Genomic DNA, 15,981 nt, shown 5'->3' on the forward strand with positions numbered 1-15,981 from the left:
TTATTTTTCTAATGGTGATAAATCATATTTTTTACATAATTTATCGTAATCTTTTGAAGCTACGAATTTTTTAATACATTTATTCATTAATTTGATCATTTTTGTATTACCTTTTTTAGCGATAACATAGTTCTTTTCATCCATTAATGAACCATTTAATTGTGTAAAGTTTCCACTAGATACATATTGTTTAGCAACACCTAAGTCAACGATTGCTGCATCATATTGATTGCTTGCTAAACCATTGAAAATATCTTGTACGTTTTTCATTGAAACAACATCAGCATTTTCAACTTCTTTGGCAGCTTGTTCACCAGTAGCTCCAGTTTGAGCAGCTAATTTTTTACCAACTAATTGATCATTTGAAGTAATTGAAGAACCATTTGGTACAACAGCAACTTGTTGAGTTCCTAAATATGGATCAGACCATTCAACAACTCTATCTTCACTATAAGTAAAACCAGAAATACCTAAATCAATTTGATCACCTTGAATTTGAGTAACAATGTTATCAAAATCCATTTGTTTGAATTCTAAAGAATAAGTTTTACCTTCCATATCAGATAAATAACCTTCAAATAATTTGGCCATATCTACGTCAAAACCAACGATTTCACCTTTTTTGTTTAATGATTCATATGGTGCATAATCAGGTGATGTCCCAATTGTAATTGTCACATCGGCATCATTTTTACTGCTTGATGAACATCCAGCAATAGCACAAGTCATCACAAGTGCTAACATTAATTTTAATACTTTTTTCATATTCTTTTCCCCTTTTCTACCCAATAAAAAACGTCTCCTAGCGATTGCTAAGAGACGAAAGATTCCGCGGTACCACTCTTGTTGATATGATAAACATATCCACCTCACCGTTAAAGCTGGTTAGCTTGTTATCCTATGTATTCAGATAACCCTCTCCAAAGTGCGCTTCATTTTATTTTCAATATCTAATTTCCACCAACATAGACTCTCTAACATATCCAATAAAACTACTCTCTTTTTCATTGAGTTTATTTATATATCTGTATTATAGATAATATTTAAGCTTTGTCAACATTCCTCGATTATTTTTTTGATAAAACTTTATCATTGAAAGAACGTACTGCCTTCATCGCTTTTTCTAAGGGAGCATTCATTTCTTGTAATTGTTCTAAAACATCATCGAGTTGTTGATTTGCTTCTTGAATACTGTCTCTTGTATCTTGAATTGTTTGTTTGGTTTTCTTTTTGGCATCACCACTATGAAGTAAAAAGAAAATACCTAAAGACATACATACAAAAATACCAATAATGATTAAAAAATCTTTAATTAGTTCCATAATCTCACCCATCTTTAGTATAGCCTATTTTGTTTAATCAATCCAGCCAAAATGACGACAAGCATATTCAATACCGTCATCATCATTTCTTTTGGTTATAAAATTTGCAACTGCTTTGACTTCATCGATTGCGTTACCCATAGCAATACCTAAAGGAGCTTGGTCAATCATAGAAATATCATTTAAGCCATCCCCAAAGACCACAATATCCTTTTCATTTCCCTTTAATAAATGAACCATTTCTAAAATACCTTTATATTTATCTGCTGGTTCGATGATGATTTGTCCTTTAAAATAACGCATATATTCCAAAGTTCCTAAATCTAATAATTTTTCTTCTTGTTCACCACATTCAATAAATACTTTATAAATTTCCTTTACTTGATGAAAGTCTATACTTTCATCAACAACTAATTTTACCGGAAGTTTTTGATCTTTTTGATCACTTTGATTCGTATACAAAACAGCTTCATTTCCTAAAGCAACTGCAAATGGTAAATGATGTTCAATACATTGATCAATGACACGATTGGCTTGAACAAAATCTATCGGTTTAATATATTGAAGTTCATTATGTAAAGTAATACCATTTCCCCCATCTGTTACTAAACAATCAATATGGGCTTCTTTAGCAGCATCCATCGCCATATATTGTGCTCTTCCTGTCGCAATAGCAACAAAATGCCCATTTTCTTTTAACTTATCTAACGTACGATATGTGCTTTCTAAAATCTTTCCTCCCGGATTATCATCTAAAAGTGTTCCATCAATATCAAAAAAAATATATTTTCTTTCCATGTTACTTTTCTCCTTTAAATTGCATATTATACAATCTTGCATAATTTCCATTTAATTTCGTCAACTCTTCATGGTTTCCTTGTTCTTCGATGCCATTTTCCGTTAAAACACAAATATGCTTAGTATTTTTAATCGTTGATAAACGATGCGCAATAACAAAAGTTGTACGATCTTGAGATAATTTTTCTAAAGATTCTTGTACAATACTTTCACTTTCATTATCTAATGCACTTGTTGCTTCATCAAAAATAAGAATTGGTGGATTCTTTAAGAAAACACGTGCAATCGAGATACGTTGTTTTTGTCCACCTGAAAGTTTGACCCCACGTTGTCCACAATCCGTATCGTAACCTTCTTCTAATTCCATAATAAAATCATGAGCATTAGCTTTTTTAGCGGCTTCAATGACTTCTTCATCACTCGCTTCTAAATTTCCATAACGAATATTATCCATAATCGTTCCAGTAAATAAATAAACATCTTGTTGAACAATGCCAATATTTTCTCTTAAAGATTGTTGTTTTATCTCTTTGACATTAATTCCATCAATCAAGACATTTCCTTTCGTTGCTTCGTAAAAACGAGGAATCAAAGAACAAATCGTTGTTTTACCAACTCCTGATGAACCAACAAAAGCAATATACTCTCCTGGTTTTACATCCAAGTTAATATTATTTAACACATAAGGTGTTTGTTCATTATAGCGAAATGAAACATGATCAAACATGACATTCCCTTCAACATGTTGTAATACAACTGCATTTTTTGTATCTTGAATATCTGGTTCAATTTCTAATATTTCCATAAAACGTTCAAAACCAGTAACACCTTCTTGAAATTGTTCAGTAAAGTTTAAAAGTTTTTTTACAGGATCTATTAAGTTCGTGACATAAAGTAAAAAGGCAATTAAATCTGCAACATTAATACTTCCATAAGAAATAAATAAGGTTCCAAAAAAGATAACCGATACTGTAATTAAACTTGTAAAAGAAGTAAGTCCTGCATTGTATCTTCCCATATAATAATAACTATTTTTCTTAGCACTTACATAATGTCCATTTTGTTTATCAAAACGTTCTAACTCTTGATCTTCATTCGCAAAACTTTTAACAACACGAATTCCTGATAAATTGTCTTCAATACGTTCATTGATATCACCAATTCTCTCTTTATTTCTTTTAAAAGCTTTTTTCATCTTTTTATTATAATACCAAGCAAATAAAAACATAAATGGTAAGATTGCAAATAAAATTAAAGTCAGTTTGACATTAATATAGGAAAGTAAAATAAAGGCCCCTATAAACTTAATAATTGAAATGACAATGTCTTCTGGTCCATGATGATAAAGTTCAGTTAAAGAAAATAAATCATTCGTTAGACGTGACATCAATTGTCCTGTGTTTTGTTCATCATAAAAGCGAAAAGATAATTTTTGATAATGACTAAATAACTCATTACGTAAATCTTTTTCCATATAGACACCCATGACATGTCCTAGATAACCTATAAAATAATTACAAAAATATTCAACAACAATCAAACAAAGCATAAAAAGTCCTAATAAATAAATCTTAGAATAATCAATCTTTGGTTGATTTAAAATCGTCCCTGTAATATAGCGTGTTAGCATAGGATAAACGAGCGTAATGGCTGCTGAAATCATCGCACAAAACATATCTTTAAAAAACAAAACCTTATAGTTTGTATAATAAGATAAAAATTTCTTCCATCTTCCTTTCATATTAAAACACCTCCTTCATATATTTTTACAAAGAATGATTATTTTTTCTAGTTAAAAATGATTATTTTTAAAATATGAAAAAGGAGGCTTTTTCATGAACCACGTTTCTTGGACTTCTATTCTAATCGGTCTGGCACTTTTTTTATTTGGTATCGACTATCTTTCCCTTTCTTTACAAGAACTTTCACCAACCCGTTTAAAAAATCTTCTTGCTAAATGTACTTCTTCTACTTTTAAGGCTATTCTAATTGGTTGTTTTATAACTTGTATTATTCAATCAAGTTCTGCCACAACTGCTTTAACCATCAGTTTAATTAATGCAAATCTCATGACCTTTTCACAAAGTATTGGGATTATTATGGGAGCCAATATTGGCACAACCATAACCGCTTTTATTGTAGGTTTTGATCTTTTTCAATATGCTTCTTTCTTTTTAATTATTGGTGCTTTTTGTTTATTATTTTCTAATCATCCTAAAATAAAAGGCCTTGCACAAATTCTTTTTGGGCTTGGCTGTTTATTTTATGGATTAGAACTTATGTCAATGCATCTTGAAGCTATTACTAAACTTCCTGAATTTATGAAATTAGTAACACTTTTTACAAATCATCCTATTTTAGCCATGCTTGGTGGAGCCATCACAACTGCTCTTATTCAATCATCAAGTGCGATGATTGCTATTGTCCAACAAATGTATCATTTAAAAGCCATTTCCCTTTATGTTTCTATTCCTTATATCTTAGGTTGTAATATCGGTACAACCATTACCGCTTTTCTTTCTGCCCTTAAAACCAATTCTTCTGCCAAAAAAGCTGCCTTCTTTCATTTTTTATTTAATGTAATTGGAACAACTTTTTTCATGATTTTCCTGACTCCTTTTTATCATCTTTTTTTAACATTTCGCTTTTATATTCCTATTTCACCTCGTCTGCAACTCGCTTTTATTCATGGCTTCTTCAATATTGTTACTACACTCCTTATTTTTCCTTTTTATAAGCATATAATTACATTGATTGAAAGTTGTTTCAAAAAGAATTGTTAAGGTTTTGTAAAGAAACTTAACATAATCTTTACACAAAATTAACATTCCTTTAAAATGAGATGTATAGGAGTGTGATTTTATGACATTAGCAGATATCAACTGGCCTTTAATTCTGGCAGGGCTTGGTTTATTTTTATTTGGTATCGATTATATGGGTGATGGTTTAAAAAGTTATGCCGGAGATAAATTAAAGGACATTATTGATAAATACACCTCAAGTCCTGTAAAAGGAATTTTAATTGGGGCTTTAGTTACGTGTTTAATTCAATCAAGTTCAGGAACAACAGCCCTTACAATTGGATTGATTCGTTCTGGTTTGATGAATTTAAATCAAGCAGTAGGAATTATTATGGGGGCCAATATTGGAACAGTTATTACTTCTGTTTTAGTTGGTTTAAAGATTTCTAAATATGCGGTTTATTTCATTATTATTGGTGCGTTTGTTTCAATGTTTTCTAAAAACAAAAAAACAAAATATTTATCACAAATTATTTTTGGATTTGGTTGTTTATTCTATGGACTTGATTTAATGGGAAACAATTTATCAATGATTTCTGAAGTTCCAGAATTTACACAAATTACCGAATTTTTAATGAAGAGCCCTTGGCTTGGTTTACTTGGTGGAACAATTCTTACATGTGCGATTCAATCATCAGCTGCAACGATTGCAATTGTTCAACAAATGTATGGTGCCGGTGCTATTGGTTTAAATATTGCTTTACCATTTTTATTTGGATCAAATATTGGAACAACAATTACAGCTGTTCTTGCCTCTATTGGTGGATCTATTCCCGCTAAAAGAGCAGCATTCTTCCACGTTTTATTTAACGTCATTGGTTCTGTTCTATTTATGATTGTTTTATCACCATTTACCATGTTGATTCAATATATTAATTCAGTAAGTACAATGTCTCCTGAATTACAACTTGCAGTAGCTCATGGTATCTTTAACATAGTAACAACCATCTTGTTCTTTCCATTTATTAATAAGATTGTTGTTATTATTAAAAAAATTATTCCAAATCATTCAAAAGAATTACAAATGGATTTATCAGAATTAGATCCTCATGTGGTTCAATTGTTCCCTTCTCATGCTTTAGCTATCGCTAAAAACAAGATTTTAGAAATGGGAACTATTACTGTTGAAGCTTGTGAAAATGTTAAAGAATATTTTATTTCTAAAAGTTCTACTGCTAAAGAAGCAGTCGAAGAATTAGAAAATGCAATCAACTTATTAGATAAAAAGATTGCTGAATATTTATTACTTATTTCACATGAACAATTAAACGATCATGATTCAAAAGAATATTTTGCTGATATGAAATCAATTAAAGATCTAGAACGTGTCGGTGATTTATGTATTAACTTAACTCAATTCTTTGAAGCTGTTTATGATGAAAAAGATGATTTTTCATCAGAAGCTAAAGATGACATTATCGCCATGATCAATATGGATATTGAAATGTTGAATCATGCAATGGTGGCTTTTGATAAACATGATTTAGATGATATTATTTATGTTGATGATCATGAAAGTAATTTAGATTATTATAATAAAAAAGCAAAACAAAGACATATTCAACGTGTTACTAATAAAACTGAAAAATCAGTTATTGTCAATTCTACATACGTTGATATCTTATCCAACTTAGAGCGTATTGGTGATCATTGCCAAAACATAGCTGAATCTTATATGTTAGAAGAAGAAAACTTCAAACCTGATTATGAAGTTGATTCTGCATTTAATCAATAGTCATGGATTTCCATGACTATTTTTGTTATGATGTAACAGTCAAAGGAGTCACATATGTATAAATTATTAGATTATGATATAACTGAATATAAACAATTAGAAAACACCTTGAATGAGTTATCTAAACAAGGTTACAATCCTACTTCTTTAGGTAAAATCAGCCGTTTTGAAAAAAATGAGAAACACTACTACTTCCATGTAGATTTACTAATCAAAAAACCGGCAACCCCTAAAAGAAAAGCATTACATGATTTTATTAATGAATATGAAAAACAAATGTTTGATTATTATGGTAAAATAGGAAAATTTATTATTTTTACAACAGATAATAAACGTGCTTTACCTAAAGAAAGACAAAAAGCAATTGATGAATACTTAAGTACTCGTAAAATCTCTGTAACCACTTATTTTGTTTTATGGATTTTCTTTGCTTTTTTTGTCGCACAGCTTGTTTTACAAAAAAATCAGATTCAAGAATTTCTTACAAATGGAAGTATTTTAATTCATTACTTACCTCTTCTTCTATTTGCGACAATTCTTATTCGTTGCCTTTATAAAATTGTTTTAGCCTGTCAAAAAAGCTTTGGAAAGATTATTAAACATATCTTCTACGCTATGACTATAGTTACTTGTGTAGTGGCTATACTTGGATGTATTTTAGATGTTACTGATAGAAAAGATATTCCTTTAAATCAAAATATTTTAACCTTGCAAACATTTGATAAAGAAACAAATTTAAAAAAATATCCAAACTACAAATATACTAAAAGTTTTATTGTTGAATCTACTTCTTATTTTGAAGAAAACAACCAAGGTGATCTCATGTATAGTAAAGATTATTGTTTTAAATCAACTGACAAAACAAACACTTTCTTTAAACGTTATTTAAAAACGTATGATGATGTTCCTGTTATTAAAATCGATAAAAACACTTATCTCTTTAAACTTGATACATCGTATGATACTTTACTGTATAAAAAAGAAAATCATTTCTATTTTGTTTCTGCAAACTTTAGTTTAAAAAATGATTATCAAAATATTATTGAGTTTTATAAATAAACAAAAAATCCACCCCAAAGTGGATTTTTTATTTACCTGTAATAATAAGATAGATAAGAAGTAAAGCAATAATAATCATTGTTGCAACAAGGACACGTCTTTCAAATTCGCTATAATCATCATGACAAAGATAGTGTGCTAAATAGTTAAGAACTAACGCCATAAGCAAAAAGATTCTTCCAACCATAAAATAAGACGTATTCATCACCACCGGTTCAATAAGCAATAAAACATCAACCAAATTGATTTTATATTTATGATGTGGTTTGCAAATTTTATACAGTAATTTCTTCATTAATAAAACGTACTCACTTCTTCTATTGTTTTTCTTTTTGGCATACTTGGTTCAATATTTGGATAACCCACACCTATGACAGAAACAATCGTTTCTTGTACAGGTATTTCTAAAAGTTCACGAATCGCTCTTTCATCTCTGATTCCCATAACAAGTGTTCCTAAACCAAGTTCAGTTGCTTTAAGAATTAAGTTTTGATTAGCTAGTCCACAATCATAAACACCCCAACCATTTTGTAATTCGTTGTCAGGACTTCCGTTTCTTTGAAAACCTGCACGATCTTTAACAAATGTTGTCACAATTAAAACAGGTGCATCAGCTATATTTTTTTGATTAAATTCAGGTAAACATTTTTTCTTAAATTGTTCCAACATTTCTTTTGATTGAATAACATGATATCGTGAGGTTTGACTATTTTTCCAACTTTCTGAATAGATAGCTGCTTGAATCATTTCTTCAATTTTTTCTTTTTCTACAGGTTGTTGTTTATATTTACGAATACTTCTTCTTTGTTGTAAAACATTTTGTAACTCCATAATTTTCACTCTCCTGCTTTTATTATAAAAGAAAAGACTATCGAATGATAGCCTTACTTATTTAATTCAATCATAAGCTCACAAATCTTATTTGAAAAAGCCACTGGATCTTCAATAGATAATCCTTCAATCAATAATGCTTGATCGAATAACAATGAAGCATAATCATTGATCTTATCTGCATTATTTTGATAAACATTTTGAATTGCCTTGAAAATATCATGATTTGGATTGATTTCAAGAATTCTACCTGCTTTAACATCTTGACCATCAGGCATTGCATTTAATACTTTTTCCATTTCAAAAGATACACCTTGATCAGATACTAAACATACTGGATGAGATTTTAATCTATTTGATACTTTAACATCCACTACTTTATCTTTTAAAGCTTCTTTTAATGATTCTAATAATGATTTATTATCTTCATTGATTTTTTCTAATTCTTTCTTTTCTTCTTCACTATCTAAGTTTAAATCACCTTGAGCAACGTTTTTGAAAGCTTTAGAATCATAATCTCTCATCATTTGAATCATGAATTCATCAACATTATCCATCATGTATAAAACATCAAAGTCACGATCTCTAACAGCTTCTACTTGTGGTAAATGAGAAATCTTTTCTTTTGTTTCACCACTTGCAAAGTAAATTTCTGTTTGTCCTTCTTTCATGTTTTCAACATATTCTTTTAAAGTAATCATTTTTTCTTCTTTACCAGAGTAGAATAAAAGTAAATCTTGTAATTTATCTTTTAACATTCCATAGCTTTGATAAATACCAAATTTTAATTGTAAACCAAAGTTTTTAAAGAATTTTTCATATGTTTCACGATCTTTTTTCAACATATTTGTAAGTTCACTTTGGATTTTCTTTTCAATACGATCAGCGATGACTTTTAATTGACGGTCATGTTGTAACATTTCTCTTGAAATATTTAATGATAAATCTTGTGAATCAACTAACCCTTTAACAAATCTAAAGTGTTCTGGAATTAAATCACTTGCTTTATCCATGATAAAGACACCTCGACTATAAAGTTGTAATCCTTTTTCATAATCATTTGAATAGAAATTCATTGGTGGTTGACTTGGAATAAACAATAATGCATCATAAGAAACATTTCCTTCTACAGATGTATGAATAACTTTCATTGGATCAGAGAAATCATTGAATTTATCTTTATAGAATTCATTATATTCTTCATCTTTAATATCTTTTTTATTTCTTTTCCATAAAGGAACCATTGAATTTAATGTTTTATTTTCAACAACATCTTCATATTCATCACTATCTTCTTTTTTCTTAGATGTTGTCACATCCATTTTAATTGGATAATGTACATAATCAGAATATTTTTTAACTAAAGATTCGATATGATATTGATCTAAATAATCATCATAATTTTCTTCTTCTGTATTATCTTTTAAATAAAGTTTAATTGTTGTTCCTGTTGGTAAGTTATCTGTTTCAAAGATTTCATAACCATCACTTGCTTCAGATACCCATGTATATCCTTGATCACTACCATAAGCTCTTGAAGAAACTTCTACTTTTTTAGCAACCATAAATGCTGAATAGAAACCAACTCCAAATTGTCCGATGATATCAATATCATCACTTTCAGTTTCATTTTTAAATTTGAAAGAACCACTATTAGCAATCGTACCTAAATGTTCTTCTAGTTCTTCTTTATTCATTCCAATACCATGATCAGTAACAGTCAATGTTCTATTTTCTTTATCAAAAGCTAAATCAATTGTAAGATCACTTTTATTGATTTCAGAAATATTTTCTGTTAATGCTTTATAATAAAGTTTATCTGTTGCATCACTTGCATTAGAAATCAATTCTCTTAAAAAGATTTCCTTATGTGTATATATAGAATTAATCATTAAGTCTAATAATCTTTTCGATTCTGCTTTAAATTGTTTTTTTTCTGCCATAATATATCCTCCTTTAGCACTCCTGTTATTTAAATGCTAAAGATAGTATATTACTTTGTTTTAGCATAGTCAAGCGCAGAGTGCTAATTTTTTAAGAAAATAAAATGATTGACTTACAATCATTTATTTTGACTACATTTTTGAGCATCTATCGCAAGAACAATCATCAAAACATAAAAGGCATCTTCGTCATGTTCTATTGTTAAAGAATATGTATCACTCATATGAAAGATTTCTTTATTAATTAAACCAATAATATTTCCTGAATAATCCACGATCTGATAATCCCATTCCCAAAAATTTCCTTCTATTTGCCAATCTTTATAATCTAAAATAAATTTAGGTTTAAAGAAAGTAAACTCTTTGGTAATTTTACCAATATATTCATCATTTTCATATAAAGCAAAACGTGGTAAAAACGTTAATATTTCTTCTTTGATCGTACCAATATGTTCACCATACTTATTATAAATAAAAAGTTTATGTCCAAAACTGAGTTGTCCTTTCACTGTATAGACAGTTTCCCCCTTTTCATCATATATATCATAACTGTCTAGCCATGAAAAAATACGCTGTTTAAATAATAGTTTCATAAGATTCCCTCCAATTATTTTAATAATGTCTATTTCTTCTTGATTTTTCAATATCTATTACGGTTGTTAAAATGACGAAATCTAAAATATCTTCCTTTAAATCAACTGAAATATCATATGTATCTAAAATATTTTATGATCTTTTTTCAATTCTTCCAATAAGATAATCATTTTCATCTTTTATTTCATAATTATATTCAACATATTCTCCATCAACATTCCATTTTCGATAATCCACTAAAAAATAAGGAATAAAATAAGAAAACTCTTTTTCTACAGCACCAATATATTCCTCATTTTTATAAATAAAAAAATAGCTAATTTAGGATCTTGTTCAATCTTAGCAACAATATTTTCATGAGCATCATATATATAAAGTTGATACATAATTGCCATTTTTTTTATAATATATAACCATTCATTATTTTGATTTGTTACATAAAAGCGAAAAATAAAAGATGGTTGTTGTTTAAATAACAGCTTCATCTAGCTCACCTCTTACCCTAATTGTAACAAAAAAATAACAAAACAAGCAAAGATTATTTTGTTATAAAAATTATAAGTATTTAACTGTTTCAGCCAATTCTTTTTTTAAATGATGATTAGGAAGTGGTTCTTTTTGATTTCCATATCCTAAATCCAACATCATAACAACTTCTTCATTTTCAGGTAAATCTAAAGCTTTTTTCATTTCTTGAGGATTAAAGAAATTGATCCAACAACTATCAATTCCTGCATTATAAGCAGCCAACATTAAATGGGTGGCTACAATGGTAGCATCTTCAATTCCTGAATTTCTTTCATTACCTGGATAATCAAAAACATTGTTTTTATCATAAGCTACAACTAAAACAGTAGGTGCATGATAACGACAAGGTGTACATGCATCTATTTTATCTAAATATTCTTTTGATTGAACAACATAGATTTTTTGTTCTTGCAAGTTTTTAGCCGTTGGAGCAACTCTTCCTGCTTCTAATATTTCCGTTAATTTTTCTTTTTCTATTTGTTGTGTAGAAAAGTCTTTACATGAATATCGGTTTTGAATAACATCTTTAAATTCCATAATATTATCTCCTATCTTTTTTTCTTTTCTAATAAATATATTAAATATTTGAGCATAATGTTGTAAAGAAAAATTCTCAAATACTTGATGTTTTCTATAGAAAAAAGTTTATTAAATAACTTTAAGAAATTTTTCCTCTTTCATACCCTATTCTTTGACTTCTTGTCATGTTCTTACTTTTTATTTGTTTGATTTTTATATAAAAAGTCGTGGAGCTTCAAATTTTGCGTAATTGGAACGAAGACATCCACGACATATATAATAGTATATATTTCAACTTAACAAAAGAAAAGAGGGTTTGATTTTTTATTTATTTTTTCAACAGTCTAAACAAATCATTTTATTTGACTTGCTTTTTCTTGCTTAGATATTAACTTATTAATTAATGATTTTTAAAACATCTTCTTCATTTGTAATATTAAATATATTACGTGTTAATATATTTAGTTTTTCTAATGTTGCATTGGTTAGTTGTAATTCTAGATTATTTGAAATAGTTCCTAGTTTGATTTCTAATTGCTCTTTTAGTGTACTTCTCTTTTCTTCGAGTTTTCCTTCACTTCTTCCAACAAGAATGCCTTGTTCACGTCCTTGCATTCTTCCTTCATTTCTAAATCCTTCTGCCATTCTTTCCATTCCTTCACACATATCGATTTCATCTCCTTCTGGTAAGTCTCTAATTAAATCTAAACTTCCTGTAATGATGGCTGCATAAATAAAGTTATCTCTATTCATCTTTATTCTTCGATGTAATCCCTCATAGTTTCCTTTATACATCTCTTGGATGGCTTCTATAAAATATCTTGTTTGTTCATCTTTGATCTTACTGGTATCTATTTCTTTGACATCAACAAATATAAATTTCCATTCATTTATATATGCTTTTAATTCTTCTGGTATATCAAAATAATTACTTAGTTTTACTAGGGCATTCCATTTCTTATCACCCGTATAAAAAACGATCATAACTTGAGGAACTAATCCTTTAATCTTTTTGTTTTTTAACTGTTTTAAATACTCCATCATTTCATAGTTGCCACATCGTATCACCATGTTCTTATCGATCGTACTTTGATGTTCAATACTAAGAAGACAATAGACACCATTGATATCCGTTTTTACGATAATGTCCCTTCTTCTTTTTTTATCTTCTGCACTTTTTGTATCATCAATAATAAGTGACATATCATTTTCATAACGTACAAGTCTTTCAGGATGAATGACTTGTTTGCCATCAAACAAGATGGCATTGGAAAAAGAAACAAAACTGATATCATTACTTAAGAAGGTACGACAGGCACTATCAGGTGTTAAATTATTTGTTAGGATCAATTATTATTACCTGCTTTCTTTTTGATTTGAGGTAACTTATCTAGATTTGTTACAAATAAATTGTATCATATATCCTTCTCTATTTCGTCTCGAATTTGTTTCATATTTGTCTCAATTTTATCTCAAATTTAATTCACAAATACTTCTTTTCTACTATTATTATATACTTTATTTCATTTTAATTCATTGGACAGATTGTCCAATGAATAACTATTCATGAATACAATAAAAGCCTGTCAACAAATTATTTTGTCAACAGGCTAAAATACATATTACTAGTCTAAATCAGCACCAATTATCCCCTATACTATAATTTTCTATAAGCCCTTATAAATGCTCATTTATTTATATACAATTCTATATAATTTCTATTGATTTTTTACTGTTTTTTAGCTTCATTCGTCCATTTGTCGTCCACAAAAACAAAAAAGAACCTACTCAAAATTGAGTAGGTTTTATGTTCATTAATATTAACCGTGTTTGTAAGCAGAAAAGTCATGATCTATACCAAAAATATGAAATATAGCCTTACATTTCTTACTTCTATATCCAATCAAGCGATATTTATTTCCTCCAAATCTAATAACCCATACTTTAGTATCTCTAGTAAGGTTTAATTCATTTTGAGGATCTAGTGCATTAAAATTGATTTGTGAGTAATCTAGCAATTCTCTTCCACCTTGAAATTTATTCTTACTTCTCAAGGATTCCCACCCATCAATACTCATTCTATTTAAACAATCATGAAACGCATTTAAAACATCTATATCGTCTCTAAAATTCCTGCTTCCTTTAAATCCTTTTAAATTATAATTATCTTGATTTGTAAGATACTTAAAAGAAAATAATATCGTATCATGTTCATTCATGAATAAACATTTCATTTTCACGTCTAATTTAGATAATTTATTATTTTCTTGCTTTCGTTTTAATTTAGCCATCAATCAGTAATATATGTTTTTTCAAAATATTCTTTTATTAAAGGTAAAGGAATTACTTCGTTTCTTTGTGTTTTTAACCAAGGGTCTTCTTGATGTGTCATGTTTCTTAATCCCCATGCAGAATACTTTCCAAAAATATCATACACTTCTTCTAAAATTGCGGTTGTATCCTTGTCAATAGAACTATCATAATCTCCTTGATATTCTATTCCATTTGATCCGTTATTTTTATATTTATGGTAGATTTCTTCTACAACAGGACCATGTGCCCAATTTACAATTTGTTCATTAAATAATGGTTCGTTTTTTAATGCTAAATAACATCCTTGAGCATAATACAATAATTTTTGCAATTTTAAATTAGATATCAAATCAGCATCTTCCTCTTCTAGGATTTTGTCATTGTACCACAAAAACCACTTTGCTACTGTCAAAGCAGAATACTTTCCTTTCATAATTTTTCCCTCCATACAACAATTCACATAAACATTAAGTTATTCACATTTTCAACGTTATTATATCAAGGCTATTCACAATTTGGCAATATTTTTCTCGTTTAGAAACCTTTTATACTCCTTTATACCTCTTCATATTGTTATAAAACACTCTATATTGTGTTAAAATTCACTATTTTATTTATATGCTATTTTTCCATAAAAAATACATTAAAAATAAAAAAAGAACCTACCCAAATTTATGAGTAGGTCTTTTCATGCAATTATTAGTTAATAAATAAGGTTGTAGATTTTTTCGAAGAATAGATAATATTACATTTCACTTTTTTTATTAACTAATACAACAAATGTGCATATATATTATACAATAAATTAAACTTTTCTTAAATAGTCTCCTGATAACCATCCACTAGGCGTTCTTGCCCACCCATTTTTCCATTCATATACTGTTACTCGTGTTCCTTTATCTAAACATCCATCTTTGTCTTTATCATGTTTTTGACCATCAGCTGTTAATTCATCATGTCTTTTTCTACGATAATTAGTACCAGGACCAGTTCTAACTGATAGATCACTAGCTGTAACTTCATATGTTCCAGTTGCTTTCCCACTTGTAGATGGTTTAGCTGCAGGAGTTGGTGATGGTGTAGGTTTTGGAGCAACAGTTCCATTTACAATTTCATTAAAAGGAAAATTTGTTCCTGGACAATTAGTAGAACATACATCTTTATGTTTTTGGACTTTAGAAATACCATACTTATTTTTTAAATAAGCTACTAATTCTCTACCAGCATTGATTTGAGTTTGATTCATTGTTTCTGTCATGTATGAACCTTCAAAACAAATACCAATAGAATCACTATTAGAACCTTTAGCGTGTGATCCAACAACACCTTCAGGTCTACCTCTATAAATAGATCCATCTTTTCTTACAAAGAAATGATACCCAATACCTGCCCATCCATTTGCTAAATGCCAGCTATGAATATCATCTGCAGTACATGATTTTGATTCAGCGTGGTGTAAGATGATTCTCTTTGTTGAAGTTCTATTTTTTAAACTACCTTTCCAGTTATATGTTTTTTCAATAATATTCATTTTTTAT

The 15,981-nt window shown here is 28.6% G+C and carries 17 protein-coding genes and 1 other annotated feature; of the genes, 3 read left to right on the top strand and 14 right to left on the bottom strand.

The window, feature by feature from the left end; genetic code table 11:
* The 4 genes from LJD34_RS03590 to LJD34_RS03605 all read right to left on the bottom strand — a co-directional run bounded on the left by LJD34_RS03590 (position 1) and on the right by LJD34_RS03605 (position 3,861).
* Positions 1–765, bottom strand: a complete 765-nt coding sequence (locus LJD34_RS03590) for a transporter substrate-binding domain-containing protein (RefSeq protein ID WP_119364331.1) — start codon at positions 763–765, stop codon at positions 1–3.
* Between the two features lie 47 nt (positions 766–812).
* Positions 813–1,017, bottom strand: a binding site (T-box leader).
* A 50-nt stretch (positions 1,018–1,067) separates the two neighbouring features.
* Complete coding sequence (locus LJD34_RS03595) at positions 1,068–1,322, bottom strand: hypothetical protein (protein ID WP_032091327.1); 255 nt, start codon at positions 1,320–1,322, stop codon at positions 1,068–1,070.
* A 33-nt stretch (positions 1,323–1,355) separates the two neighbouring features.
* Entirely contained in the window at positions 1,356–2,120 is a 765-nt protein-coding gene (locus tag LJD34_RS03600) for an HAD-IIB family hydrolase (protein WP_175300804.1), read from the bottom strand.
* Position 2,121: 1 nt separating this feature from the next.
* Complete coding sequence (locus LJD34_RS03605; protein ID WP_227359195.1) at positions 2,122–3,861, bottom strand: ABC transporter ATP-binding protein; 1,740 nt, start codon at positions 3,859–3,861, stop codon at positions 2,122–2,124.
* A gap of 94 nt (positions 3,862–3,955) precedes the next feature.
* On the opposite strand from LJD34_RS03605, the gene LJD34_RS03610 reads away from it, so the two are divergent.
* The 3 genes from LJD34_RS03610 (at position 3,956) to LJD34_RS03620 (ending at position 7,715) form a co-directional block, all read left to right on the top strand.
* Positions 3,956–4,903 carry a Na/Pi cotransporter family protein gene (locus LJD34_RS03610; RefSeq protein WP_227359196.1) on the top strand — a complete coding sequence of 316 codons (948 nt, stop codon included), beginning with the start codon at positions 3,956–3,958 and terminating at the stop codon, positions 4,901–4,903.
* Positions 4,904–4,982: 79 nt separating this feature from the next.
* Positions 4,983–6,656, top strand: coding sequence for a Na/Pi cotransporter family protein (locus LJD34_RS03615; RefSeq protein WP_227359197.1), 1,674 nt, complete (start codon positions 4,983–4,985; stop codon positions 6,654–6,656).
* Between the two features lie 54 nt (positions 6,657–6,710).
* Entirely contained in the window at positions 6,711–7,715 is a 1,005-nt protein-coding gene (locus tag LJD34_RS03620) for a hypothetical protein (RefSeq protein ID WP_227359198.1), read from the top strand.
* A 28-nt stretch (positions 7,716–7,743) separates the two neighbouring features.
* Here the strand turns inward: LJD34_RS03620 and LJD34_RS03625 are convergent, their stop codons facing one another.
* The 10 genes from LJD34_RS03625 to LJD34_RS03670 all read right to left on the bottom strand — a co-directional run bounded on the left by LJD34_RS03625 (position 7,744) and on the right by LJD34_RS03670 (position 15,974).
* Entirely contained in the window at positions 7,744–8,010 is a 267-nt protein-coding gene (locus LJD34_RS03625; RefSeq protein ID WP_227359199.1) for a hypothetical protein, read from the bottom strand.
* Positions 8,010–8,546, bottom strand: a complete 537-nt coding sequence (locus tag LJD34_RS03630) for a nitroreductase family protein (protein WP_147580024.1) — start codon at positions 8,544–8,546, stop codon at positions 8,010–8,012. The genes LJD34_RS03625 and LJD34_RS03630 overlap by 1 nt, the downstream gene beginning before the upstream one ends.
* 53 nt (positions 8,547–8,599) lie before the next feature.
* Positions 8,600–10,489, bottom strand: a complete 1,890-nt coding sequence (gene htpG, locus LJD34_RS03635; RefSeq protein ID WP_022001736.1) for a molecular chaperone HtpG — start codon at positions 10,487–10,489, stop codon at positions 8,600–8,602.
* A 119-nt stretch (positions 10,490–10,608) separates the two neighbouring features.
* Complete coding sequence (locus LJD34_RS03640; RefSeq protein WP_032091335.1) at positions 10,609–11,082, bottom strand: LURP-one-related/scramblase family protein; 474 nt, start codon at positions 11,080–11,082, stop codon at positions 10,609–10,611.
* Positions 11,083–11,355: 273 nt separating this feature from the next.
* The gene (locus LJD34_RS03645) at positions 11,356–11,568 is read right to left on the bottom strand and encodes a hypothetical protein (RefSeq protein ID WP_227359200.1); all 213 of its coding nucleotides are present in this window, start codon (positions 11,566–11,568) and stop codon (positions 11,356–11,358) included.
* Between the two features lie 70 nt (positions 11,569–11,638).
* On the bottom strand, positions 11,639–12,148 hold the full coding sequence (locus LJD34_RS03650) for a nitroreductase family protein (RefSeq protein WP_032091336.1): 510 nt from the start codon (positions 12,146–12,148) through the stop codon (positions 11,639–11,641).
* A 378-nt stretch (positions 12,149–12,526) separates the two neighbouring features.
* On the bottom strand, positions 12,527–13,480 hold the full coding sequence (locus LJD34_RS03655; RefSeq protein WP_227359201.1) for an Rpn family recombination-promoting nuclease/putative transposase: 954 nt from the start codon (positions 13,478–13,480) through the stop codon (positions 12,527–12,529).
* A gap of 470 nt (positions 13,481–13,950) precedes the next feature.
* On the bottom strand, positions 13,951–14,349 hold the full coding sequence (locus tag LJD34_RS03660; RefSeq protein WP_227359202.1) for a hypothetical protein: 399 nt from the start codon (positions 14,347–14,349) through the stop codon (positions 13,951–13,953).
* A 71-nt stretch (positions 14,350–14,420) separates the two neighbouring features.
* A complete protein-coding gene (locus LJD34_RS03665) occupies positions 14,421–14,876 on the bottom strand; it encodes a Panacea domain-containing protein (RefSeq protein ID WP_227359203.1) in 456 nt (151 codons plus the stop codon).
* Positions 14,877–15,248: 372 nt separating this feature from the next.
* Complete coding sequence (locus LJD34_RS03670; protein WP_227359204.1) at positions 15,249–15,974, bottom strand: N-acetylmuramoyl-L-alanine amidase; 726 nt, start codon at positions 15,972–15,974, stop codon at positions 15,249–15,251.
* Positions 15,975–15,981 lie beyond the last annotated feature (7 nt).

The sequence above is a fragment of the Faecalibacillus sp. MSK20_93 genome (assembly GCF_020589945.1).
GTDB classification, from domain to species: Bacteria; Bacillota_I; Bacilli_A; order Erysipelotrichales; family Coprobacillaceae; genus Faecalibacillus; species Faecalibacillus intestinalis.

What these genes read in the sequence shown, in the direction of transcription:
- LJD34_RS03590 (WP_119364331.1), bottom strand. Translation starts at nt 765, where the DNA reads ATGAAAAAAGTATTAAAATTAATGTTAGCACTTGTGATGACTTGTGCT.
- LJD34_RS03595 (WP_032091327.1), bottom strand. Translation starts at nt 1,322, where the DNA reads ATGGAACTAATTAAAGATTTTTTAATCATTATTGGTATTTTTGTATGT.
- LJD34_RS03600 (WP_175300804.1), bottom strand. Translation starts at nt 2,120, where the DNA reads ATGGAAAGAAAATATATTTTTTTTGATATTGATGGAACACTTTTAGAT.
- LJD34_RS03605 (WP_227359195.1), bottom strand. Translation starts at nt 3,861, where the DNA reads ATGAAAGGAAGATGGAAGAAATTTTTATCTTATTATACAAACTATAAG.
- LJD34_RS03610 (WP_227359196.1), top strand. Translation starts at nt 3,956, where the DNA reads ATGAACCACGTTTCTTGGACTTCTATTCTAATCGGTCTGGCACTTTTT.
- LJD34_RS03615 (WP_227359197.1), top strand. Translation starts at nt 4,983, where the DNA reads ATGACATTAGCAGATATCAACTGGCCTTTAATTCTGGCAGGGCTTGGT.
- LJD34_RS03620 (WP_227359198.1), top strand. Translation starts at nt 6,711, where the DNA reads ATGTATAAATTATTAGATTATGATATAACTGAATATAAACAATTAGAA.
- LJD34_RS03625 (WP_227359199.1), bottom strand. Translation starts at nt 8,010, where the DNA reads ATGAAGAAATTACTGTATAAAATTTGCAAACCACATCATAAATATAAA.
- LJD34_RS03630 (WP_147580024.1), bottom strand. Translation starts at nt 8,546, where the DNA reads ATGGAGTTACAAAATGTTTTACAACAAAGAAGAAGTATTCGTAAATAT.
- htpG (WP_022001736.1), bottom strand. Translation starts at nt 10,489, where the DNA reads ATGGCAGAAAAAAAACAATTTAAAGCAGAATCGAAAAGATTATTAGAC.
- LJD34_RS03640 (WP_032091335.1), bottom strand. Translation starts at nt 11,082, where the DNA reads ATGAAACTATTATTTAAACAGCGTATTTTTTCATGGCTAGACAGTTAT.
- LJD34_RS03645 (WP_227359200.1), bottom strand. Translation starts at nt 11,568, where the DNA reads ATGAAGCTGTTATTTAAACAACAACCATCTTTTATTTTTCGCTTTTAT.
- LJD34_RS03650 (WP_032091336.1), bottom strand. Translation starts at nt 12,148, where the DNA reads ATGGAATTTAAAGATGTTATTCAAAACCGATATTCATGTAAAGACTTT.
- LJD34_RS03660 (WP_227359202.1), bottom strand. Translation starts at nt 14,349, where the DNA reads ATGAATGAACATGATACGATATTATTTTCTTTTAAGTATCTTACAAAT.
- LJD34_RS03665 (WP_227359203.1), bottom strand. Translation starts at nt 14,876, where the DNA reads ATGAAAGGAAAGTATTCTGCTTTGACAGTAGCAAAGTGGTTTTTGTGG.
- LJD34_RS03670 (WP_227359204.1), bottom strand. Translation starts at nt 15,974, where the DNA reads ATGAATATTATTGAAAAAACATATAACTGGAAAGGTAGTTTAAAAAAT.